Origin of the sequence: Haloarcula sediminis (assembly GCF_035656455.1) — an archaeon.
Lineage (GTDB): Archaea > Halobacteriota > Halobacteria > Halobacteriales > Haloarculaceae > Haloarcula > Haloarcula sediminis.
The window spans coordinates 242,867-262,485 of sequence record NZ_JAYMGA010000007.1 but is presented as its reverse complement, the minus strand read 5'-3'; the positions used below and the strand labels follow the sequence as shown (position 1 = coordinate 262,485).

Annotated in this window: 18 protein-coding genes and 1 tRNA gene; 3 read left to right on the top strand and 16 right to left on the bottom strand. The window is 67.0% G+C overall.

From position 1 onward, the window contains the following. Window positions 1-6: 6 nt before the first annotated feature. The 6 genes from VJ162_RS13800 to VJ162_RS13775 form a co-directional block, all read right to left on the bottom strand. Window positions 7-573, bottom strand: a complete 567-nt coding sequence (locus tag VJ162_RS13800) for a metal-dependent hydrolase (RefSeq protein WP_324665094.1) — start codon at window positions 571-573, stop codon at window positions 7-9. A 165-nt stretch (window positions 574-738) separates the two neighbouring features. Then, complete coding sequence (locus VJ162_RS13795; RefSeq protein WP_324665092.1) at window positions 739-1,170, bottom strand: group I intron-associated PD-(D/E)XK endonuclease; 432 nt, start codon at window positions 1,168-1,170, stop codon at window positions 739-741. A gap of 316 nt (window positions 1,171-1,486) precedes the next feature. Then, window positions 1,487-1,557: transfer RNA gene (locus tag VJ162_RS13790), tRNA-Pro, on the bottom strand. Window positions 1,558-1,613: 56 nt separating this feature from the next. Beyond that, entirely contained in the window at window positions 1,614-3,473 is a 1,860-nt protein-coding gene (locus VJ162_RS13785; protein ID WP_324665124.1) for an SLC13 family permease, read from the bottom strand. 72 nt (window positions 3,474-3,545) lie between these two features. Next, entirely contained in the window at window positions 3,546-5,132 is a 1,587-nt protein-coding gene (locus VJ162_RS13780) for a hypothetical protein (RefSeq protein ID WP_324665090.1), read from the bottom strand. A 59-nt stretch (window positions 5,133-5,191) separates the two neighbouring features. After that, window positions 5,192-7,225 (bottom strand): DEAD/DEAH box helicase, encoded by a 2,034-nt coding sequence (locus VJ162_RS13775; RefSeq protein WP_324665089.1) that lies wholly within the window; start codon window positions 7,223-7,225, stop codon window positions 5,192-5,194. Between the two features lie 97 nt (window positions 7,226-7,322). Between VJ162_RS13775 and VJ162_RS13770 the strand changes: the two genes are divergently transcribed. Together VJ162_RS13770 and VJ162_RS13765 are read left to right on the top strand one after the other, a co-directional pair. Next, complete coding sequence (locus tag VJ162_RS13770) at window positions 7,323-8,504, top strand: site-2 protease family protein (protein ID WP_324665088.1); 1,182 nt, start codon at window positions 7,323-7,325, stop codon at window positions 8,502-8,504. A 61-nt stretch (window positions 8,505-8,565) separates the two neighbouring features. Continuing rightward, window positions 8,566-9,417, top strand: coding sequence for a translation initiation factor eIF-2B (locus tag VJ162_RS13765; RefSeq protein WP_324665087.1), 852 nt, complete (start codon window positions 8,566-8,568; stop codon window positions 9,415-9,417). Here VJ162_RS13765 and VJ162_RS13760 read toward each other — a convergent pair. Together VJ162_RS13760 and VJ162_RS13755 are read right to left on the bottom strand one after the other, a co-directional pair. Continuing rightward, complete coding sequence (locus VJ162_RS13760) at window positions 9,414-9,929, bottom strand: hypothetical protein (RefSeq protein WP_324665086.1); 516 nt, start codon at window positions 9,927-9,929, stop codon at window positions 9,414-9,416. The genes VJ162_RS13765 and VJ162_RS13760 overlap by 4 nt on opposite strands. Before the next feature lie 59 nt (window positions 9,930-9,988). Beyond that, the gene (locus VJ162_RS13755; protein ID WP_324665085.1) at window positions 9,989-10,606 is read right to left on the bottom strand and encodes a class I SAM-dependent methyltransferase; all 618 of its coding nucleotides are present in this window, start codon (window positions 10,604-10,606) and stop codon (window positions 9,989-9,991) included. Between the two features lie 251 nt (window positions 10,607-10,857). Here VJ162_RS13755 and VJ162_RS13750 point away from each other — a divergent pair, with 251 nt between their 5' ends. Further along, window positions 10,858-11,586, top strand: coding sequence for an SDR family oxidoreductase (locus VJ162_RS13750; protein WP_324665084.1), 729 nt, complete (start codon window positions 10,858-10,860; stop codon window positions 11,584-11,586). Between the two features lie 157 nt (window positions 11,587-11,743). Here VJ162_RS13750 and argF read toward each other — a convergent pair whose 3' ends face one another. From argF to argH, 8 genes are all read right to left on the bottom strand, one after another. Then, window positions 11,744-12,634, bottom strand: coding sequence for an ornithine carbamoyltransferase (gene argF / locus VJ162_RS13745; protein ID WP_324665083.1), 891 nt, complete (start codon window positions 12,632-12,634; stop codon window positions 11,744-11,746). Between the two features lie 2 nt (window positions 12,635-12,636). Next, window positions 12,637-13,692: a [LysW]-lysine hydrolase gene (locus VJ162_RS13740; protein WP_324665082.1), complete on the bottom strand. Its 1,056-nt coding sequence runs from the start codon at window positions 13,690-13,692 to the stop codon at window positions 12,637-12,639. Continuing rightward, on the bottom strand, window positions 13,689-14,816 hold the full coding sequence (locus VJ162_RS13735; RefSeq protein ID WP_324665081.1) for an aspartate aminotransferase family protein: 1,128 nt from the start codon (window positions 14,814-14,816) through the stop codon (window positions 13,689-13,691). Before VJ162_RS13735 ends, VJ162_RS13740 begins: the two co-directional genes overlap by 4 nt. A 40-nt stretch (window positions 14,817-14,856) precedes the next feature. Next, entirely contained in the window at window positions 14,857-15,693 is an 837-nt protein-coding gene (locus tag VJ162_RS13730; RefSeq protein ID WP_324665080.1) for an acetylglutamate/acetylaminoadipate kinase, read from the bottom strand. A 19-nt stretch (window positions 15,694-15,712) separates the two neighbouring features. Further along, on the bottom strand, window positions 15,713-16,750 hold the full coding sequence (argC, locus tag VJ162_RS13725; protein WP_324665079.1) for an N-acetyl-gamma-glutamyl-phosphate reductase: 1,038 nt from the start codon (window positions 16,748-16,750) through the stop codon (window positions 15,713-15,715). Continuing rightward, entirely contained in the window at window positions 16,747-17,727 is a 981-nt protein-coding gene (locus tag VJ162_RS13720; RefSeq protein ID WP_324665078.1) for a RimK family alpha-L-glutamate ligase, read from the bottom strand. Before VJ162_RS13720 ends, argC begins: the two co-directional genes overlap by 4 nt. Window positions 17,728-17,796: 69 nt before the next feature. Next, window positions 17,797-17,961 carry a lysine biosynthesis protein LysW gene (gene lysW, locus VJ162_RS13715; RefSeq protein ID WP_324665077.1) on the bottom strand — a complete coding sequence of 55 codons (165 nt, stop codon included), beginning with the start codon at window positions 17,959-17,961 and terminating at the stop codon, window positions 17,797-17,799. A 161-nt stretch (window positions 17,962-18,122) separates the two neighbouring features. Further along, on the bottom strand, window positions 18,123-19,619 hold the full coding sequence (argH, locus tag VJ162_RS13710) for an argininosuccinate lyase (protein ID WP_324665076.1): 1,497 nt from the start codon (window positions 19,617-19,619) through the stop codon (window positions 18,123-18,125).

Sequence of the window (19,619 nt, the reverse complement as noted above, 5' to 3'; positions counted from 1 at the left end):
CGGCAGTCACTCGACGGCCGCCCCCACCGCCGATTCGTCCGGCCTGTCCGTCAGATACCACGCCAGTCCGTTGACCGTGACGCCGAGGACGAACAGCCCCCAGGTCGCCCACCACGACTGGTACCAGAGTACGTCCATCATGACGACGGGCCCTTTCACGACCGGCCAGAGCGGTTCGATTCGCGTCGAGACGTCAGGCGCCGACAGCATGTCGGCAAAGAGATGCGCGACCCCCGTGACCAGAACGGTGAGTGCGCCGATGGCCGCCGCGCGCTCCCGCGCCGACGCGTAGAACCACGTCGGGTCCGTTCGTGTCCCGATGCGCGTAAACGCCAGCCCGAGCAGCGGCCCGATAACCACCGCGAGTATGGTGACGGCAAGCACCGTGTGGACGACGCCGTGGTGGTGAATCCCCGCGACCCAGGCCGAAAGCGGGAGGTCGATGTCCGGGAGCATCCCGAACCAGAACCCGCCGGCGACGACCAGCGCCGCGGTCCGGCGGTGGTCGATGAAGTACCAGACGGGCGCGAGCCAGAGCAGCGCCATGCCGAGGTGGCCGAGGACATCTACCATGGTACCAATGAGGGGCTTCACAGTGAAACATGTTATTGATTCAATGATTCTGCGTCGGCCGACCGACTCACAGCCGTTTCTGCAGAGGACATGTGGGCTGGCCAAAGACGATAGAAGTGGACAGGGACGGTCGAAACGTGTGTTCGTCGACGGCACAGCGCCGGGTTATGCTTCCTGTGTCGGCTGTAACGGCCAGCGGTCGTCGAACTCGTACTCTTCGGCCCAGTTGATGCTCGAATCTGCCTGTTCGGGATCGTCGACGCGGAGCTGAATCCGTGTATCGAACTCGTGTTCGCCAATCGCATGCAGACTGTCGAGTGCTGGGGTATAGACGAGGAAGTAATCCACATCGCCGTCGTACTTTTGATAGGTATTCCCGGTCGAATTCGTGTGCTGGGATTTACCGTGGAAGTCGATTTTACCTGCTTGTAGGCGGCCAGTTTTGATCTGAATCCGGAGTAATTCGGCTGCTGGAGTTTCGACGATGATGTCGTAGCGCTGGTTATCGCTAAATGGAATAGCGGCTGGGATTCCTCGTTCTTTCAACTCCGCAACGACTCGTGCCTCTGTCGCGTCACCCCGCTCATGTGATTTCATGATAGCCTGTGGGAATGTTAGGCGCGATAGTTTATGAAGTTGCGTAAATACGCAACCTTCTGTGCTTAGTGCCCGGAGTCAGAACAGTCTAGTACGGAATGTCCAGAGCGCTGTTGACCGAGAAGGAGCGTGAGCGAATAGCTGGTGACCCAGAAGACGAACAGCGACGGTACGAGGCAGTATCACGGGCACGCCGGCGAATTCACGAGGAACTACCCGATGATCTCGAACTGCTCGAAGAACACCATCCGACACTCTATGATGAACTCGTGTCGGTAGTTTGTAACAGTGATGACGGATAAAACGGGGAGAGAAGTGGGACCACCCGGATTCGAACCGGGGTCACAAGCACCCAAGGCTTGGAGTATACCACTAACCCATGGTCCCGCACATCTGAATCGTCCCGTCACGGAGTAAAGGGTTTCGTTGCGCCCCGAACCGTGTCACGCCGGGGCAAGCCCCCAGAAGTACGCGATCCCCAGCGTCGTCACGACGGCAAAGATAGCCTGCAGCGGCGCGCCGACTTTCAGGTAGTCGGTGAAGCGATACCCCCCGGGACCGTAGACGAGCAGGTTGGTCTGGTAGCCCACCGGCGTCATGAAGGCCGTCGAAGCGGCGAAGGTGACGGCGAGCACGAACGCGAAGGCGTTGGCGCCCAACTGCCCGGCGGCCTCGACGGCGACGGGGATCATCAGCACCACGGAGGCGTTGTTCGAGATGATGTTCGTCAGCAGGGCGGTGACGACATACATCAGCCCGAGCACGAGAATCGCCGGGAGACCGGGCGCGGCCAGCACGAACAGGTCGGCGATGAGGTCGGCGCCGCCGGTCTCCTGTAAGGCGATACCGAGCGGGATGACGCCGGCCAGCAGGAAGATGACGTCCCACTGGACGGCGTCGTACAGCTCTCCGGGCCGGAGACAGCCCGTGAGTACCATCGCCAGCGCGCCACCGAGCGCCGAGATGACGATGTGGACCTGCGTGAGCGCGGCGACGCCGACGACGGCGGCGACGATGCCGACGGCGACGGGAATCTTCGACTTGCGGTAGTCGGGGCGTTCGACCTCCTGGGCGACGATGAAATCGCGGTTCACGTCGAGGCGGTCGATGGAGTCGACGGTGGCCTGGACCAACAGTGTGTCCCCGACCTTCAGGCGGACGCGGTCCATCCGCTGGCGGAACAGTTCGCGGCCGCGGCGCAACGCGAGCACCGTCGCGTCGTAGCGCTGGCGGAAGTTCGAGGAAACCAGCGTCTCGCCGACGAGCGCGGAGCCGGGCGCGACGACGAGCTCGATGAGGTTCTGCTGGTCGCTGGCCCGTTCGAGCTCGTCGTCGTCGACCTCGACGTCGGGGATGACGTCCAGCCCGTCCAGGTCGAGCAGTTCGACCAGGGTATCGCGGTCAGTCCGGATCGCGAAGACGTCGCCGACGCGTATCATCTTCTGGTCGAGCGGTTCGAGGAAGGTCCGTTGGTCCCGAACCAGCTGGACCACGTCGACGTCGAGGTCAGTCGCGGCCAGGGCCTCCCGCACCGTCTGGCCGACGATGGGCGAGTCCTCGCGGACGACCACCTCGGTGAGGTAGTCGGCCATCTCGAACTCCTCGGTGAGGTCCTTGCGTGGCTTGATACGGGCGGGAACGAGCCACCGGCCGACCGTCAGGAGGTAGACGGTGCCGACGATAGTGACGACGATGCCGAGTTGCGTGAACTCGAACATGGAGAACGGCCGGCCAAGCAGCTCGGCCGACAGCTGGGAGGCGAGGATGTTCGTCGAGGTGCCGATGAGCGTGAGCATCCCGCCGAACATAGAGGCATAGGAGAGCGGCAACAGGAGCTTCGAGGGGGAGATATTGCCCTCGTGTGCGATATCCGTCACCATCGGGAGCAGGATAGCGACGGCAGCGGTGTTGTTGATAAATCCGGAGATCGGGCCGACCAGCCCGACCGTCGCCCCCAGCTGTCTGGTCTCGCTGTCGCCGGTCAGGGTAGTGAGTTTCGCGCCAAGCAGCTGGACGATACCGGTCCGCTGGACGCCGTCGGAGAGGATGAACATGGCCAGGACAGTAATCGTCGCCGTCGAGGCGAACCCGGACAGCCCCTGGGCCAGCGGTGAGACATCGTCGCCGGGCTGGTGGAGGACGTACAGTGGCTCGGCGAGCAGCCCGAGGTCGACGAACGTCGCCGTCACCGGTTCGGCCGAAAGCAGTGCCACCATCACCGCGATAGCGGTCACATCGACCGGGACCAGCTCGGTCGCAAAGAGCACGAGCGCCGCGAGTATCAGGGCGAAGACAAACGCCATCGCGGGCGTAATCGGTGGCAGCGACACAGGTTTGGGGTCGTCAGGCTCGGGGAAAAGCGTGGGGTTTGTCGGCTACCCGTCGCCGTCCAGGTCAGAAAGCAACGAGGCGTAGCTCCGGGCGAACACCGGCTCTTGTCTGATGGAGGTGCCGGCGACCTTGAACACCGGGATGGCCAGCGGGCCGTCGGCGCCCTCGACGACGACGGCGTCGGTGGCCGTCTGGTCGCTCCACTCGGCGTCGAGTTCCCTGACGAGGACCTCGCCGAAGTAGCCGCCCAGCTCCGTGGAGACGCTCGTGAACACGCGGTCGTCGAAGGAGTCGTCACTGCCAAAGTCGGCGTCGTCGAACCGGTCGTCGTCCCACTCCTCGCTGACCAGGGCGTCGAGGCGCTCCAGCGACTCGGGCGTGTAGTCGAGGTCGTACTCGGTCCAGAAGGAGACGAGTTCCTCGGCCGCCTCGGCGTAGGTCTCACGGAGGGTGTCGCCGTCTGTCGGCTCCGTGTCGCCGGTATCGGCGTCGAGGGTCGTCCCGTCGTCCCGTTCAGCGCCGCTGTCGGCCTCGGAGAGCGGTGGCCCGTCCGCGGCGGAGGGGGCGTCGTCGACCGTCGGACCAGACCCGGCGGCCGCGTCGTCGAACAGCGACGGCGAGGTGTCCCGGGCGGGCTCGTCCGCCGAGTCGGTGTCCCCCTCGAACAGCGCGTCCGAGCCCTCGGGCGCGGCCGGGGGTGTCGTCTCCGGTTCGTCCGGGTCGGCCACCGTCTCCGGCTCGGTTCCCGAACTGCCCGCCGGCGCGGTGTCGCCCGGCTCCGCCTCCTCGATGAGCGACTCGGTATCACCGACCGCGTCTTCGGCGGCTTCGCTCGGGGTCGGGTCGGGCGCCGACGGGTCCGGACCGGCAGTAGTGTCGTCGGCCGGCGTGTCAGTCGTCTGTCCGTCACCGTCGGCTACCCCGGCGGTCGGTCCATCGCCGCTCGGACCCTCGGCCGCGGGGGTGTCGTCACTCGATGTGTCAGCCGCCGGGTCGTCCGGGCGTGGGTCCCCAGCCGCCGGCTCGTCGGCGGTATCGTCCGCTATCGCGGCCGGTGTCGCGTCGTCCGGGTCTTCGGCCGCCCGTGGCTCGTCGGTGTCGTCACTCTCGGCCGTTGCACCCGTGTCGTTGCCAGCCGGCTCGTCGGCGCCGGCCGGCCCCCCGTCGAGTCCGACTTCGACCGCGGCCCGGTCGGCGACCGGGGCAAACACCGCGCCGGTGGTTATCGAGCGTTCCGCCACGTCGAAGACGGCGACGGTGGTGGTGCCGTCGGGCCCGGAGAGAGTGACCCCCCAGTCCGGGTTTCGGGTCCACTCGCCGCCGTAGGCCCGGACGAGCACCTCACCGAGATAACAGCCAAAGCGAACCGTGTCGGTGGCGTAGGCCCCCGGTCGGTCGGACGTGGCCAGGTCCTCGTCGTAGCCCGCGTCGATGGCGTCGTCGAACTGGTCGAGCGAGGAAAGCGAGAAGTCGAGCACCCCAACCTCGCCGGCGACGCTCTCGGCCCGGTCACGAAGCGCCGACACGTCGAGGTCACGCGTGTCGACAAGGTCAGGCTGTGTCGTCACATCACTGTCGTCGGTGTCGTCGCCGCCGCCGACCACGCGCCGGATGCTATCGAACAGCCCCATGCACACCGCAAGACTGTGTGGCCACATGAAGGTACGGACCGAGTGTCGACGAGTGACTGTCAGTGCTCGTCGCGCAGCTCCATCTCCGCGACGATATCGTAGGGGTCCGTCCCCTTGCGGATGCCGTCGAGCAACTGGAACGCCTCGTCGGGGGCGAGGAAGTGTCTCGTGACCGCACGCCCCAGCGGCGTCGGCTCCAGCCCGTCGATGAACTCGTACTCCAGTAGCTTCCCTAGCGCGTGTTTCGTGGGGACCTCGCCGACCATCCGGTCGTTGAGCCGCTTTGCCGCTTTGCCGGCGACGGTGACGTTCGCCAGCGTCTCCTCGACGGCCGCGCCCTCGTCGTAGCGGGTGATGACGGGCTCCATCTCCCCTTTGAGGAGCTTGAACGCCACCTCGTCCTCGGTCATCTCCATGCTGTTGTGGTAGGTACAGTCCGGTTCGACGAGGACGTAGACGGTCCCCTTGTCGTGGTAGTCGGGCCGACCCGCCCGCCCGAGCATCTGGCTGAACTCCTGGACCGTGAGCCACTCGATGCCCATCGCCAGCGAGTCGAAGACGACCTGCGAGGCGGGGAAGTCGACCCCGGCCGCGAGTGCGGCAGTCGTCACGACGGCGGCGAGTTCCTGGTCGGCGAACTGCTGCTCGACCTGTTTCCGTTTCCGGTTGTCGAGGCCGGCATGGTAGGGCGCCGAGGAGTAGTTGAGCTTCCGGGATATCTGGTGACAGCGCCGCCGGGAGTTGGTGAAGATGATAGTCTGGCCGCGATACCCCTTGCTCGATTTCGAGTCGAACGCGCGCTTTACCAGCTTCTTCTCTGTCTCTATCTTCTCGCGGCCGTCGGCGAAGGTGACGTGGCGCTCGATGGGGACCGGCCGCTCCTCGAACTCGATGAGTTTCGCGCGGAGCTTCTTGGCCAGCTGGCTGGGGTTGCCGACCGTTGCCGAGAGGTAAATCCACTGAGTATCGGTCTGTGCTTCCTCGCAGTAGTACTTGAGCCTGGAAATCAGGCCGTCCAGCCGGTGGCCCCGCTCGTCCTCGCCCAGCGTGTGGACCTCGTCGATGACGACAGTGCCGACGTTGCCGAGGTCCTTGCCGGTCCGGAGCGCGTGGTCGATACCTTCGTAGGTACCGACGATGATGTCGGCGTCGGGGTCGAACCGGCCGCCCTCGTCGGCGATGCGGCTCGCGCCCACGCGCAGTGAGACCTCGACCATGTCGCCGTAGCGGTCCTGGAAGTCGTTGTACTTCTGGTTTGCCAGCGCGACGAGGGGGACCAGGAAAAGCATCTTCCCCTCGCCGTTGAGCACGCGGTCCAGCCCGGCCATCTCGCCGACGAGCGTCTTGCCCGTGGCCGTCGCCGAGACGACGAGCTGGTCCTCGCCGTCGGTCGCCCCGTGTTCGACCGCGAGGCTCTGGACCGGCAGCAGCGTCTCGAACCGGGATTCCAGGTGGTCCTGGATACCGGGGTGGAGCCCCAGCGAGTCGACGCGGACGGGGTCGACCTCGTCGGTGGTCGCGGATATCTCGTCGAACTTCGTCAGGTCGGGGTCTAGCTGTCCCGACAGCAGGTTCGTGATGCGGTCTAAGTCCTGGACTTCGAGCAGGAGTTCCTCCAACCGCTCGCGGGCGTCGCCCGTGATCTGGCCGTCGAAGGCGAGCTGACGGTCGAGCTCCTGACTGGCACACTCCGGGCAGATGGACTCGCCGTCGGCCTCGATGGCCGTCTCGCTCGTAATCGGGGAGTACCGACCCGCAGAGGCACAGAACCGGCAGGTCCGGACGACCTTCGCGTCGAGCTGGTAGCCGTCGAGCATCTCTTTGATGCGGTCGCGAGCGATGGGACCGGTCTGTTCGGAGATGCGGATGCGGGCCGCCCGGCGGGCCAGCTCCACGAACTGGTCGGGCGAGCGCAGCTGCTCGCCGGAGCCGTCCTCGATGCGGAGCCGGCGGGGGCGTGGCCCCGCGTCGGTCTCTTTCAGTTCGAGGACCGCGCGGAACAGTCGCGAGCCGTCGCGCTGGGCGACGACACGGACGTCGTCGCCGTGTTCGTGAAGGAAGAGTGTCTCGACCTCCGCAGCCTGCTTCGACACGACAGTTTCTACGGTCGGGGAGCTACTTTACTGGCTCGGGACGAGCCGAGCCCACAGGCCACCGGCGCTTATCACTATCCGCCGCCAACGGACAGCTATGCGACGGTTCCGTATTGGGAGCGCCTTCGGCATCCCCATCCAACTCGACCTGACCTTCCTGCTCGTCTTGCCGCTGTTTGCCTGGATAATCGGGACACAGATCGAGCAGACGGCGGGGCTGTTGAACGACTCGCTCGGGACCGGGCTGGACCCCGCCGTACTGACCGGCGGAAGCCTGGTCTGGGTGCTGGGGGTCGTCGCCGCCGTCGGGCTCTTTACCGGCGTCGTCCTCCACGAGCTTGGCCACTCGCTCGTGGCGATTCGCTACGGCTTCCCAATCGACTCTATCACGCTGTGGCTCTTTGGCGGCGTCGCCCAGCTGACCGAGATGCCCGAGGACTGGAAGCAGGAACTCGCTATCGCCGTCGCCGGTCCCGTCGTCAGCGTCGCGCTGGGCGTGCTCTCGTATGCCGTCTTCCTCGTCCTGCCGGGGACCGGGTCGGCCGCCGTCGAGTCCGCCCGCTTCGTCTTCGCGTATCTCGCGGTGATGAACGTCGCGCTTGCGGCCTTTAATATGCTGCCGGGGTTCCCGATGGACGGCGGTCGGGTGCTTCGGGCGCTGCTTGCCCGCACCCGACCGTACGCCCGGGCGACCGAGATCGCCGCGGAGGTCGGCAAGGTGTTTGCCATCCTGCTTGGCCTCGTCGGCCTGTTCGTCATCGGCAACATCTTCCTCGCCGGGCTGGCCTTTTTCATCTATATCGGGGCAGCCGGCGAGGCCCGCGAGACGACGATGCGGGCCGACCTGGAGGGGGTACAAGTCAGAGACGTGATGACGCCGGCGGCCCACGTCACCACGGTCACGCCGAGGATGTCGGTCCGTGAGCTCATCGAGACGATGTTCCGGGAGCGCCACACCGGCTACCCGGTCGAAGTGAACGGCGAGGTCGTCGGCCTGGTCACGCTGGAGGACGCCCGCGCGGTCCGGGACGTCGAACGCGACGCCTACACCGTCAGCGACGTGATGACCACCGACCTCGTGACCGTCACGCCCGAGACGGACGTGATGGACGCGCTGAACGAGCTACAGGACAACTCCGTGGGCCGGCTGGTCGTCACCGACGCCGGCGGCGAGTTCCGGGGGCTGCTCACCCGGTCTGACATCATGACCGCGCTCTCTATCCTGCGCTCAAGCGAGGACGCCGGACTCCGGACAGGGCGGCTCCGGACGGAGTCCTGACCCGCCCGTCTCGGCGAGCGATGGGGGAAGGTCCTTATTCCCGACAGTCGCATGTACATGCATGATAGACGAAACAGTCAGGGAGATAGAGGAGATGCAGACCCAGAGCTCCTCTATCGTCGCCGTCAAGGCCGCCGAGGCGCTGCGCGAGCTGACCGAGCGCGAGTGTCACACCGTCGAGGACTTCTATCGCGTCGTCGAGCGCAACTCCTCTGCGCTCCAGCGAGCCAACCGCTCGCACGCCCCGCTCTATACGACCCAACAGCGCATCGTCGAGGCCGTCACTGAGTCCGACGCCGACACCGTCGAGGCGGCAAAGGAAGCACTGGTCGGGGCCATCGAGGACGTCGTCGAGGAGGTCGAATCGAGCAAGCAGCGGGCCGCCGAGCGCGCGGCCGGGCTCGTCGAGGACGGGGACGTCCTGCTCACCCACGAGAACTCCTCGACCGTGATGACCACCTTCGACGAGATAGTGGGCGCCGGCAAGGCGGTCGAGACGTTCGTCACCGAGTCCCGGCCGCGGTTCCTCGGTCGGAAGACCGCCCGACAGCTCGCCGAGCGCGACGGCGTCGAGACGACGCTCATCACCGACGGCGCCGCCGGCCACTACCTCTCGGAAGTCGACCGCGTGCTCATCGGGATGAACTGCCTCATCGACGACGTGGTGTACAACCGCATCGGCACCCACTCGGTCGTCGCCACGGCGGCCAGCCACGGCGTCCCGGTCACGGCGGTTGGCTCCTCGTCGAAGTTCATCGGCAGCGGCTTCACCTTCGAGAACACCTACCGGCCGGCCAGCGAAGTCATGCTCGAACCGGCCGAGGGGTTCGAGGTCGCAAACCCCGGCTACGACGCGACGCCGACGCGGCTCATCGACTCGGTCGTCACCGAGAACGCCGTCATGGAGTTTTAGGGCTCCGTCAGCGGCTCCGCCCGGGCCCGCTCGTCGGCGGAAGCTTTCCCCTCGTCCGGCAAACCGGCCGTCGCGCAGTCGGGACAGTAGGCGTTTTGCCCCTCGCTGTGGGTGTACACCGGCAGCCCGGCGAGACAGAACTCCTCCCGATAGCGTCTGAGTTCCCCCTCCGTCACCCGGGTCCCACAGTCGACACAGCGGTCGGTCCGGTCCTCCCCGGGACGCAGAACGCGGTGTTCGACCACGCGGGAACGGCCGAACTGCCCGAGCGAGCGACGGCGGTCGAGCCGGCGGCGGAATCCGGGGTTGACGAACACGCCGAACGCGACCAGACACAGCGAGAGCACCACGACGACCGACGACGCGACGAGGCTTGACGCGGTGCCACTGAACGCAGAGAGGACGGCGACGACGACGCCGAGCGTGCCGAGTCCGACCAGAAGCCAGCCGGCGAGCGCATAGAGCACGTCGGAGACGGCGTCTGCGAGTTCGACGGTACTGGAGGGCGACATACCCATCGTGTTGTCACGGTGAAATCATAAATCCTGACATCGGTGCCGCGGGGCGCCGGTCACACCGTCCGGAACACGCGAATCGTGTCCCGGTCGGTCGGCTCCCGAATCAGCTGTGCCAGCCCCAGCTCGGAGAAGACTTCCTTCCAGTTGCGGTGATACAGCGGGAACTCGTCGTCGACGTAGCTCACCGCGGTCTCGCCCCGGCCCCGCTGAGGGCTGTTGCCCTCGTTTTCGGCCGTAATCAGCAGGTCCGAGGTGAGTCGGGCGAGTTCTTCAAACACCCAGGTGTCCTCGGGGTGGATGTGCTGGAGCGTCTCGACGGTGTAGATAACGTCGAAGGCGCCGTCCTCGAACTCCCCGACGAGGTCCTCTATCGCACCGGCGTGGAACTCGCCGGTCTCGGCGAGGCGGGGGTACCGCTCGCCCAGCACCTCGAATGCGTCCTCGTTGATGTCGATACCCGTGAGGTTCTCGTAGCCCTCCCGCCGGAGCGCTTCGAGGTGGCGCCCGGAGCCACAGCCGACCTCGAGGATAGCGGCGTCCTCGGTGACGTAGTGGCCCAGCACGTCCCGGAGCGTCTCGCTGACCTCGTTCGGACCGATGTCGGCGTAGTACTCGGGGGAGTACTTGCCCGACCGCTCGGCCCAGTCCCGGCGGACGTCCTCGGGGTCCATACCGTCGTGGAGGGTGCTCTCGGTCAATAAGATGGCGGTCTCGGCGGCGACCGGCCGACAGTCACAGCGGGACGGTCCCGAGGGAGCCGACCGCCGTCGCCAGCGTGATGGACGGCCCCACCTCCGCGTATGCGACGGGGTAGATGTCGGCCGCGAGCGACGCGAGGATGGCCCCGCCCGCGAAGGGCAGTGTTTAGTTAAGCGCTAGCGACGGGCCAACTTCTATACGCGTCTCGGCCGGGGATGTCAGTATGGCAGACGAGACGGTTCTGGTCACAGGTGCGAGTTCGGGTATCGGCGCGGCGACGGTCCGGCGGGTCGCCGCCGACGGGGCGGACGTGGCGCTGCTTGCCCGCAGCAGGGACCGCCTGCGGGCACTGGCCGACGAGGTCGCGGCCGAACACGGCGTCGACACTCACGTCGTGCCGGCCGACGTGCGCGAGTCGGCGGAAGTCGCGGCCGCCGTCGAGTCGACCGTCGAGACGCTCGGTCCGCTCACCGGCGTCGTCGTCAACGCCGGGCTGGCCCGCGGGAGCGACGTCGAGTCCATGACCGACGACGAGTTCCTGACGATGCAGCAGGTCAACGTCAACGGCGCCTTCTTCACCGCTCGCGAATCGCTGTCTCACCTCCGCGAGACGGCGGGCAACGTCGTCTTCATCGGGAGCTTCGCCGGCAAGTACCCCCGGCCGTTCAACCCCGTCTACGCGGCGACGAAGTGGTGGGTCCGCGGGTTCGCGATGAGCCTCGCCGCACAGGTCGGCGAGGACGACATCGGCGTCACCGTCGTCAACCCCGCGGAGGTCCGAACGGAGTTCGAGAGCGCCGACGGCACCCCCTTCGAGGAGGTGTTCGAGGAAGGCGAGGTGACCGAACCGGAGGAAGTCGCCGACGCCGTCGCCTTCGCGCTCTCGCAGGAACCCCCCACGACGGTCAACGAACTCGACGTGTATCGGCGGGACAAGTTCTCGCACTTCTAGGACCCACTTTTTACTGCGTCGGGTTCGAGTCGCGCCTACGGCGCGCTCGGACCGCTCCTTGCAAAAACGTGGGAAAAAAGGCCGGACCCTCACTACGTTCGGGTCCGGGGAAACGGCTCGCTACGCTCGCCGTATGCGCTTCACTCGCAAGCCGACGCTACTGCTCTGACAGCCACGCCAACAATCCTTTCTGGGCGTGCAGGCGATTCTCCGCTTGGTCCCACACCACCGAGTTGTCGGACTCGATTACGTCGTCGGTGACCTCCTCGCCGCGGTGGGCGGGCAGACAGTGCATCAGCGTGCGGTCGCCCAGCAGGTCGGTCGTGACCTGGAAGCCGTCGAACTCCGCGAGTTTCTCCTCGCGAACGTCGTCCTCACCCATGCTGACGAACACGTCCGTGTAGACAACGTCTGCACCCGAAACAGCCGCCTCGGGGTCGTGGGTGGTCTCGGGCGCGGTGCCGAGGTCCTCGGCCCGTTCCAGCACGTCGTCGTCGACCTCGTACCCCTCGGGGGTGGCGACGGTCAGGTCGAGGTCGACCATCGCCGCGCCCAGCACGAACGACTGACAGACGTTGTTGCCGTCGCCGACCCAGGCCACCGAGACGTCCTCGAAGCCCCCGAACTGCTCTCGCACCGTCAGCAGATCCGCGAGCGTCTGGCAGGGGTGGGCGTCGTCGGTCAGGGCGTTGATGACGGGCACGTCGCTGTACTCGGCCAGCTCCTCGACGTCCTCGTGGTCGTAGACGCGGGCCATGACGAAATCGACGTAGCGGGCGAGCGCCCGGGCGGTGTCCTTGACCGGCTCGCCGTGGCCCAGGTGGATGTCGTCGGGGCCCAGAAAGACGGCGTGGCCGCCCAGCTGTGTCATCCCCGTCTCGAAGGAGACCCGGGTTCGGGTCGAGGGTTTCTCGAAAATCATCCCGAGCGTCTGCTGGTCGAGCAGGTCGCTGGCGTCCTCGCCGTCCGGACCTTTGATAGCGGCGGCGCGGTCCAGGACGGCGGTCAGTTCGTCGGTCGTGAGGTCGTCGACGTCGAGTAAGTGCATGGTTACAGCAGGCGTTCGGTCACGTCCGTCAGGACGCTCACCGCGCGGTCGTACTCCGCGAGGTGGATGTGTTCGTTCGGCGCGTGGTCGAGGTCGGAGTCGCCCGGGCCGTAGGTCACCATCGGGCAGTCCCAGGCCTTGGCGTAGACGTTCATGTCGCTGGTCCCGGTCTTGCGCAGCAGCGTCGGGTCGCCGCCGTGGTCGCGGATGGCCGTCCGGAACGCCCGGCCGACGGCGGTGCGGGGGCTCTGCATGACCGGTTCGACCTTGTCGTCCCAGTTGACGGTGCCGTTGCCCAGGTGGCCGTCGGCCATCTCGCGTATCTCGTCGGTGGTGTACTCCGGCGGGACCCGCAGCTGGACCTGCATGGTCGCCTCGACGGAGAGGCCGTCGTCGGAGATGCCACCGCGGAAGTCGACGGGCTTGCAGGTGACCCGCTCGAAGACGGGGTGCCACTCGTCCTTGGCGAACTCGTCTTCGACGGCCTCCCACCAGTCCATCGCGTCCTGAATGGCGTTGTTCTCCGGGCGCGAGGAGTGGCCCGACTCGCTGGTGGCGACGTAGGTGCCACCGAGCAGGCCGCGGTAGCCAAGCGTGATGCCCTCCCAGCCGGAGGGCTCGCCGTTGATGACGGCGTCGGGCTCGCTATCGCGGTCCTCGACGAGGTAGTGTCCGCCCTTCGAGTCGACCTCCTCGCCGACGACACCGACGAATGAGGCCCCGGTGCGGACGGCGGCGACGGCCATCGCACAGAGCGGCCCCTTCGCGTCGACGGAGCCACGGCCCCACAGCACCTCGCCGTCGTCGGTCTCCTCGACCCGGACCGGGATATCGCCGGGGACGGTGTCGACGTGGGAGGTCAGCAGGACGCCGTCGTCGGCCGGCGCGCGGACGTTACCGACCTCGTCTAACCACACCTCACGGTCGTGGGCCTCGAAGAACGCTTTGAGCCGCTCGGCGGCCTCGCGCTCGTCCCGTGAGACCGACGGGATGCGGACCACGTCCTCCAGCAGGTCCCGCGCTTCCGTGTCGGCCTCGCGGGTCTGTGCCTCGCTCATCCCACCACCTCTGTCAGCGCGTCGACCACCTCGTCGGCCTCGGCCTCGCCGATAGTCAGGGGCGGGAGCAGGCGCACGACGGTCCGGCCCGCCGGCAGCGCCAGCACGTCGTGGTTCAGCGCCAGTTGCTTCAGAGCCTTGTTCGCGCCCCGGCCCACCTCGACGCCGATCATCAGGCCCTCAGCGCGGATGTCACGGACCTCGTCGCCGATAGCGGCCTCCAGTTCCGTCTGGAGGTAGTCACCGATGACGGCGGCGTTGCCGGGCACCGAGTCCTCGATGATGGTCGAGACCGTGGCCCCGGCGGCCGCGGAGATGACCGGCCCCCCCGAGAACGTCGAGGCGTGGGAGCCGTAGTTCTCGGCAATCCAGTCCCGACACAGCGTCGCGCCGATGGGCAGGCCGTTCCCGAGTCCCTTGGCGGACGTTATCATGTCCGGCGCCACGTTGGCCCGCTGGGAGTTCCACAGCGCGCCGGTCCGGCCCATCCCGGTCTGGACCTCGTCGAAGACCAGCGCCGCACCCGCTTCCTCGGTGATTTCGCGGGCGGCTTCGAGATAACCGTCAGAGGCTGGGTTGATACCGCCCTCGCCCTGGACCGGCTCGACGATGAACGCCGCGGTGTCCTCGTCCACGGCCTCGTCGAGCGCCTCGGCGTCGTCGTAGGGAACGAACTCCACGTCGCCGATGAGAGGCTCGTAGGGCTCCTTGTACTTGTTCTTCCAGGTGGTCGCGAGCGAGCCCATGGTGCGGCCGTGAAAGCCCTGCATCGTGGCGACGATCTTGGAGTTGCCCGTCGCCGACCGGGCGAATTTGAGTGCCGCTTCGTTGGCCTCCGTCCCGGAGTTACAGAGCCAGGTCTTGTCGATGGGGTCCGGCGCGGTGTCGGCGAGCAGGTCATACAGCGCCGTTCGCTCGGCGTTTGGGTAGGAAGCCTGGACGTAGGTGATCTTCTCCAGTTGCTCGGCGACGGCGGACTGGACGGCCTCGTGGCCGTGGCCCAGCGGGACACAGGCGTAGGAGGCGCCCATGTCGAGGTATTCGGTGCCGCTGTCGTCGTAGACGTAGGCGCCGTCACCGCGCTCTATCTGAATCGGCTTCTCGTTGAAGACGAAGCCGCTCACAGCGACGCACCTCCGTCGTCGACACGTGTCGTGTGGACAGTCATTGTTTTTCCGTTACAGCCTCGGCCTTGATATGTGTCCCGTCACCGTCCAGGGCCGACAGAATCGGCTCGTCGGCGTTGGCGTCGGCGACGGCGACCTCCGGCGACCCGCCCGAAAGGGCCTCCTCGGCGGCCATTATCTTCCGGCCCATGAACCCCTCGGCGGCGGCTTCGAGGTCGGCCCAGCCGTCGCCCGTCTCGACCGATTCGATGAGCGTCGACGGGTCCTCGGGGTCTTCGTAGACCCCCTCCACGTCGGTCAGCAAGACCAGCGTCGCGTCGAGCTCGCCCGCGATGGCGGCCGCCGAGCGGTCGGCGTCCGTATTCACGGGGAGCACCTCGCCGTCGTCGTCTCCAGCCATCGGTGGGGCGGCCACGGGCGTGTATCCGTCGGACAGGAGCGTCCGGAGCAGGTCGCCGTTGACCTGCTTGATGGTGCCCGAATGGTCGCCCCGGCGGATCTTTTTCTTACCGTCTTCGACCACGCGAACGGCGGATTTCCGAGGGCCGTACAGCAGTTTGCCGTCGACGCCGTTCAGACCGACGGCGTCGACACCCTCGCTCTGGAGACCCGCGACGAGCTGGGTGTTGAGGTGGCCAAAGGCCATCTCGAAGGCCTCCATCGTCGTCTCGTCGGTAAAGCGACCGACGACGCCGCTTGGCGTCTCGACGTACTCCGGGTCGATGCCGAGCCGTTCGAGCGTCTCGTCGACCTTGGTGGAGCCGCCGTGGACCACGACGACCCGTTCGCCATCTTCGACGAGTGATGCGACGTCCGCGAGGGCGCCCGCGGGGTCTACCGCGCGAGCGCCGCCGACTTTGATAACGACTGTCATGAAAATATCTGTCCAGGTGTCAGGGTGCGCCGACGGGGTGGAGCCCCTGGAACTCCAGGCCCGCCGTCTCCTCGATGCCGAGCGCGACGTTGGCGGCGTGGACGGCCTGGCCGGCCGACCCCTTCATCATGTTGTCGATGGCCGAGAACACGACGAGGCGCTTGTTTCCGGGGTCGAGCTCGAAGCCGACCTCCGCGCGGTTGGTCCCCGCGACGGCCTTCGGTTCGGGGTAGCGGTAGACGCCGCCACCGCCGGAGACGAGCTCGACGAACGGTTCGTCCTCGTACTCGCCGCGATAGGCGCCCCAGAGGTCGCCCTTCGAGACCGGGCCGTCGGGGAAGACGTGACAGGTCGCGCTGGCGCCACGGACCATGTCGACGGCGTGGACGGTAAAGGAAACGTCGACGCCGAGGAACTGCTGAATCTCGGCCTCGTGGCGGTGGCCCGTCGGGGCGTAGGGACGGACGACGCCCGAGCGTTCCGGATGCGAGGAGGCCTCGCCGCCGCCGGCCCCGCCCTCGCTGGAGCCGACTTTCACGTCGACGACGATCTGCTCGTCGCCGCTGAGAACGCCGTGCTCGAAGAGGGGCAGCAAGCCCAGGATGGTCGCCGTGGCGTTACAGCCGCCCGAGGCGATGAGGTCCGCGCCTTCGAGGTTCTCGCGGTTCAGCTCGGGTAGGGCGTACTCCGACTCGGCCAGCAGCTCCGGGCGCGTGTGGCCGTCGTACCACTCCTCGTACTGGGCCTCGCTGTCGAGCCGGAAGTCCGCCGAGAGGTCGACGACGGTGTCTGCCGCGTCCTGGAAGGCGTCTATCTGCTCCATCGAGACGCCGTGGGGCGTCGCCGCAAAGAGCACGTCGACGCTCTCCAGATCGCCCGGGTCCGAAAACCGGAGGTCCGAGTGACGCAGGTTCGGGTGCTGGTGTCCGATTGTCTTGTTTGCCTTCGAGCGGCTGGTGGCCTGTGCGAGCTCGAACTCGGGGTGGCCGTCCAGCAGGCGAAGCAGCTCGCCGCCGGTGAAACCGGAGCCGCCGACGACGCTGGCTGAGTAAGTCATGCTGTCGTCTCTGTGGCGCTCCCGCTTTGTGCCTTCGATTCGAGCCAGTCGACGACCTTCGCCGGCACGTCCACCTCGCTCACGTCGTTGAGTGCCTTGAACTCGACGGTGTGGTTGACCTCGTGGACCGTGTAGTCGTCGAACTCGTAGTCTCGCGGGTCGCTCTGCTCACGGCTATCGCCGTTCGCATCCGAGGCGGTTCCCGCCTCGCTCTCCCCGCTCGACTCTTGGGTGTCACTTTGCGACACCCCGACCTCCATCAGGTCGATACCGAGCAGGCCGCCACCGACCGCGTCGGAGGCTTTCTCGACCAGCTCCAGCGCGCGGTCGTCCAGTTCGAAGGGGTCGGTCTCGGCGCCCTTCGCTGCGTTGGTGAGCCAGTGGTCCGACGAGCGGACCATCGCCGCTATCGGCTCGCCGTCGACTGCCAGTACGCGGATGTCCCGGCCGGGCTTGTCGACGAACTCCTGGACGTAGAAGATCTTGTGCTCGTAGTGACCGAGCGTCTCCTTGTGTTCGAGGATGGCCTCGGCCGCGTCGCGGGAGTCGATTTTCGCCATCAGGCGACCCCACGAGCCGACGACCGGCTTCAGGACACAGGGGTAGCCGAAGTCCTCGATGGACTCCAGGGCCGCGTCCTTGGTGAAGGCCACGTCGGTGTCGGGCGTCGGGACGCCGGCCTCGACCAAGGCGAGGCTGTTTTTCACCTTGTCCGAACAGACCTCGGCCACGTCGGGGCCGTTGACGACGGGCACGTCGTAGGCCCGCGCGAACTTCGTCGCGTACACGCTGCGAGAGGTCGAGAGACAGCGGTCGACGACGAGGTCGAGGTCCTCGAAGGCCTCGGGGGCCTCGCTGATGTTGAACTGTTGCTTGCGGACGTCTATCTTCTCGATGTCGTGGTCGCGCTCGCGCAGTTCCGAGAGCAGGAGCTTCTCGTCTTTGCGGATGCGCGAGTAGAGGAGGCCGATGTTCATGCTGTTGGCTCCGTGTGGTCGTGGGTCACGGTGTCACGGCGGTCGGTCGGCCGCGCCACCGGGGACACCTCACTCACCCCAGTCCTCTTCGAGCTCGGGAGCGCTGTCGAGCTCGACGGGGTCGGTATCGATGACTTCGAGCTCGGCGCCACAGGTGGAACAGTCGACGATCTCTCCGACTTCGAGGCTGTCGTGCAGGGAGACCTCCGCCCCGCACTCGATGCAGTCTGCCATTGTACCTCACTCTCGCGGAGCTATCTACTTAAAACCACCGGACTTGTAACTTAAATTATATGGCCGTACACCGCTCTAACGGCGTTAGAAGCCCTTTATCCGCACGCGTCCGATTTCTGTATCAGATTTCTAGTATAAGTGCCCCGAGCGGGGGTCGTCGGTTACACATACGTTTCGACCTCCGTCTGCAGGCGCTGGCGTGCGCCCGAAACCGCCGTCTCGGCCGCGTCGAGCCGGTCACCGTGGTTCGCCAACACGTCCTCGGCCGCCGATAGCTGTGCCCCGACCGCGTCGGGCGCCGGCCCGCCCCGAGAGTCCCGCATCGCGACGCTCTCGGTGGGGTCCAGCGCGCGTTCGACGGCCTCGCGGTCGACGTACTCGGCGAGCGGGTCGCCCAGTACCTCCTCGGCGACCGCCGAGAGCGCGTCGTAGCCGGGGGCGTCCTCGTCCGAGTCCAGCCCCGCCGCGGCCTCGGCGACGACCTCGTGGGCAGTGCGGAACGGCACGCCGGCCATCGCCAGCAGGTCCGCGACGCCGGTCGCGGTCGCAAAGCCCTCGGTGGCGGCCGCTTCCAGACGCTCGGCGGGCCACGCCGCGGTCGCCACGGCGCCGGCCGCCACCTCGACGCTCTCGGTGGCGCTGTCGATGGCGTCCCAGGCGTGACGACCCGCGCGCTGGAGGTCGCGGTTGTACGCCCGGGGCTGGCCCTTGAGGTTGGTCAGCAGGCCGTTCAGGCCGGCGGTCGCGTCGCCCGTGCGCCCGCGGACCAGTTCCAGCGTGTCGGGGTTTTTCTTCTGGGGCATGATGGAACTCGTCGAGGCGTAGTCGTCGTCGAGTTCGACGTGGCCCTTGCTCGCCATCACGACCACGTCCTCGGCCAGCTGGGAGAGCGTCGTCGCCAGCCCGGCCACGGCGCTGGTCGTCTCGACGAGGAAGTCCCGCGTCGCGGAGGCGTCCATCGAGTTCTCCGCGACCGAGTCGAAGCCGAGCAAGTCGGCGGTGCGCTCGCGGTCCACGTCGAAAGGCGTCCCGGCGAAGGCCGCCGCTCCGAGCGGGCTCTGATTGATGCGCTCGTAGGCATCGAGCAGCCGCGCCGTATCACGCTGGAGCGCCTGCTCGTAGGAGGCCAGCCAGTGGGCCACCGTCGTCGGCTGGGCGGGCTGGAGATGCGTATAGCCCGGCATCACCGTCCCGGTCTCGGCTCGGGCCACGTCGAGCAACTGCTCGCGGGCGCCCACGAGGGTCGAAACCAGTTCGAGTACGTCCGAGCGCAGCCGATAGCGGATACACGCCGCGACCTCGTCGTTGCGCGAGCGGGCGGTGTGCATCTTCCCGCCCTCGGGCCCGACGCGGTCGATGACCGCGCTCTCGATGGCCTCGTGGACGTCCTCGCCGTCGGACAGGTCGGCGTGGCCCGCCGCCTCGATGTCGTCGAGGGCGGCCAGAATCTCGCCGGCGGTGTCGGCCTCGACGATGCCCTGTTCGGCCAGCATCACGACGTGGGCGCGGTCGACGGCCAGGTCGGCCGCGAAGATGCGCTCGTCGTCGGCGAGCGAGGAGAGGAACGACCGGGCGGGGCCGCCGCTGAAGCGGTCGCGGCGGACGGCCGTCTCCTCGGACCCCGCGTCAGTACCGTCGTCCGTTCCGTCCTCGCTCAT

Excerpts from the sequence above, each read along its gene's own strand:
- VJ162_RS13765 (WP_324665087.1), top strand. The coding sequence starts at position 8,566 with ATGATAGACGAAACAGTCAGGGAGATAGAGGAGATGCAGACCCAGAGC.
- VJ162_RS13760 (WP_324665086.1), bottom strand. The coding sequence starts at position 9,929 with ATGTCGCCCTCCAGTACCGTCGAACTCGCAGACGCCGTCTCCGACGTG.
- VJ162_RS13780 (WP_324665090.1), bottom strand. The coding sequence starts at position 5,132 with ATGGGGCTGTTCGATAGCATCCGGCGCGTGGTCGGCGGCGGCGACGAC.
- VJ162_RS13755 (WP_324665085.1), bottom strand. The coding sequence starts at position 10,606 with ATGGACCCCGAGGACGTCCGCCGGGACTGGGCCGAGCGGTCGGGCAAG.
- VJ162_RS13720 (WP_324665078.1), bottom strand. The coding sequence starts at position 17,727 with ATGAACATCGGCCTCCTCTACTCGCGCATCCGCAAAGACGAGAAGCTC.
- VJ162_RS13785 (WP_324665124.1), bottom strand. The coding sequence starts at position 3,473 with ATGGCGTTTGTCTTCGCCCTGATACTCGCGGCGCTCGTGCTCTTTGCG.
- VJ162_RS13740 (WP_324665082.1), bottom strand. The coding sequence starts at position 13,692 with ATGAGCGAGGCACAGACCCGCGAGGCCGACACGGAAGCGCGGGACCTG.
- VJ162_RS13800 (WP_324665094.1), bottom strand. The coding sequence starts at position 573 with ATGGTAGATGTCCTCGGCCACCTCGGCATGGCGCTGCTCTGGCTCGCG.
- argH (WP_324665076.1), bottom strand. The coding sequence starts at position 19,619 with ATGAGCGAGGACGGAACGGACGACGGTACTGACGCGGGGTCCGAGGAG.
- VJ162_RS13750 (WP_324665084.1), top strand. The coding sequence starts at position 10,858 with ATGGCAGACGAGACGGTTCTGGTCACAGGTGCGAGTTCGGGTATCGGC.
- VJ162_RS13730 (WP_324665080.1), bottom strand. The coding sequence starts at position 15,693 with ATGACAGTCGTTATCAAAGTCGGCGGCGCTCGCGCGGTAGACCCCGCG.
- argF (WP_324665083.1), bottom strand. The coding sequence starts at position 12,634 with ATGCACTTACTCGACGTCGACGACCTCACGACCGACGAACTGACCGCC.
- VJ162_RS13770 (WP_324665088.1), top strand. The coding sequence starts at position 7,323 with ATGCGACGGTTCCGTATTGGGAGCGCCTTCGGCATCCCCATCCAACTC.
- argC (WP_324665079.1), bottom strand. The coding sequence starts at position 16,750 with ATGACTTACTCAGCCAGCGTCGTCGGCGGCTCCGGTTTCACCGGCGGC.
- lysW (WP_324665077.1), bottom strand. The coding sequence starts at position 17,961 with ATGGCAGACTGCATCGAGTGCGGGGCGGAGGTCTCCCTGCACGACAGC.
- VJ162_RS13795 (WP_324665092.1), bottom strand. The coding sequence starts at position 1,170 with ATGAAATCACATGAGCGGGGTGACGCGACAGAGGCACGAGTCGTTGCG.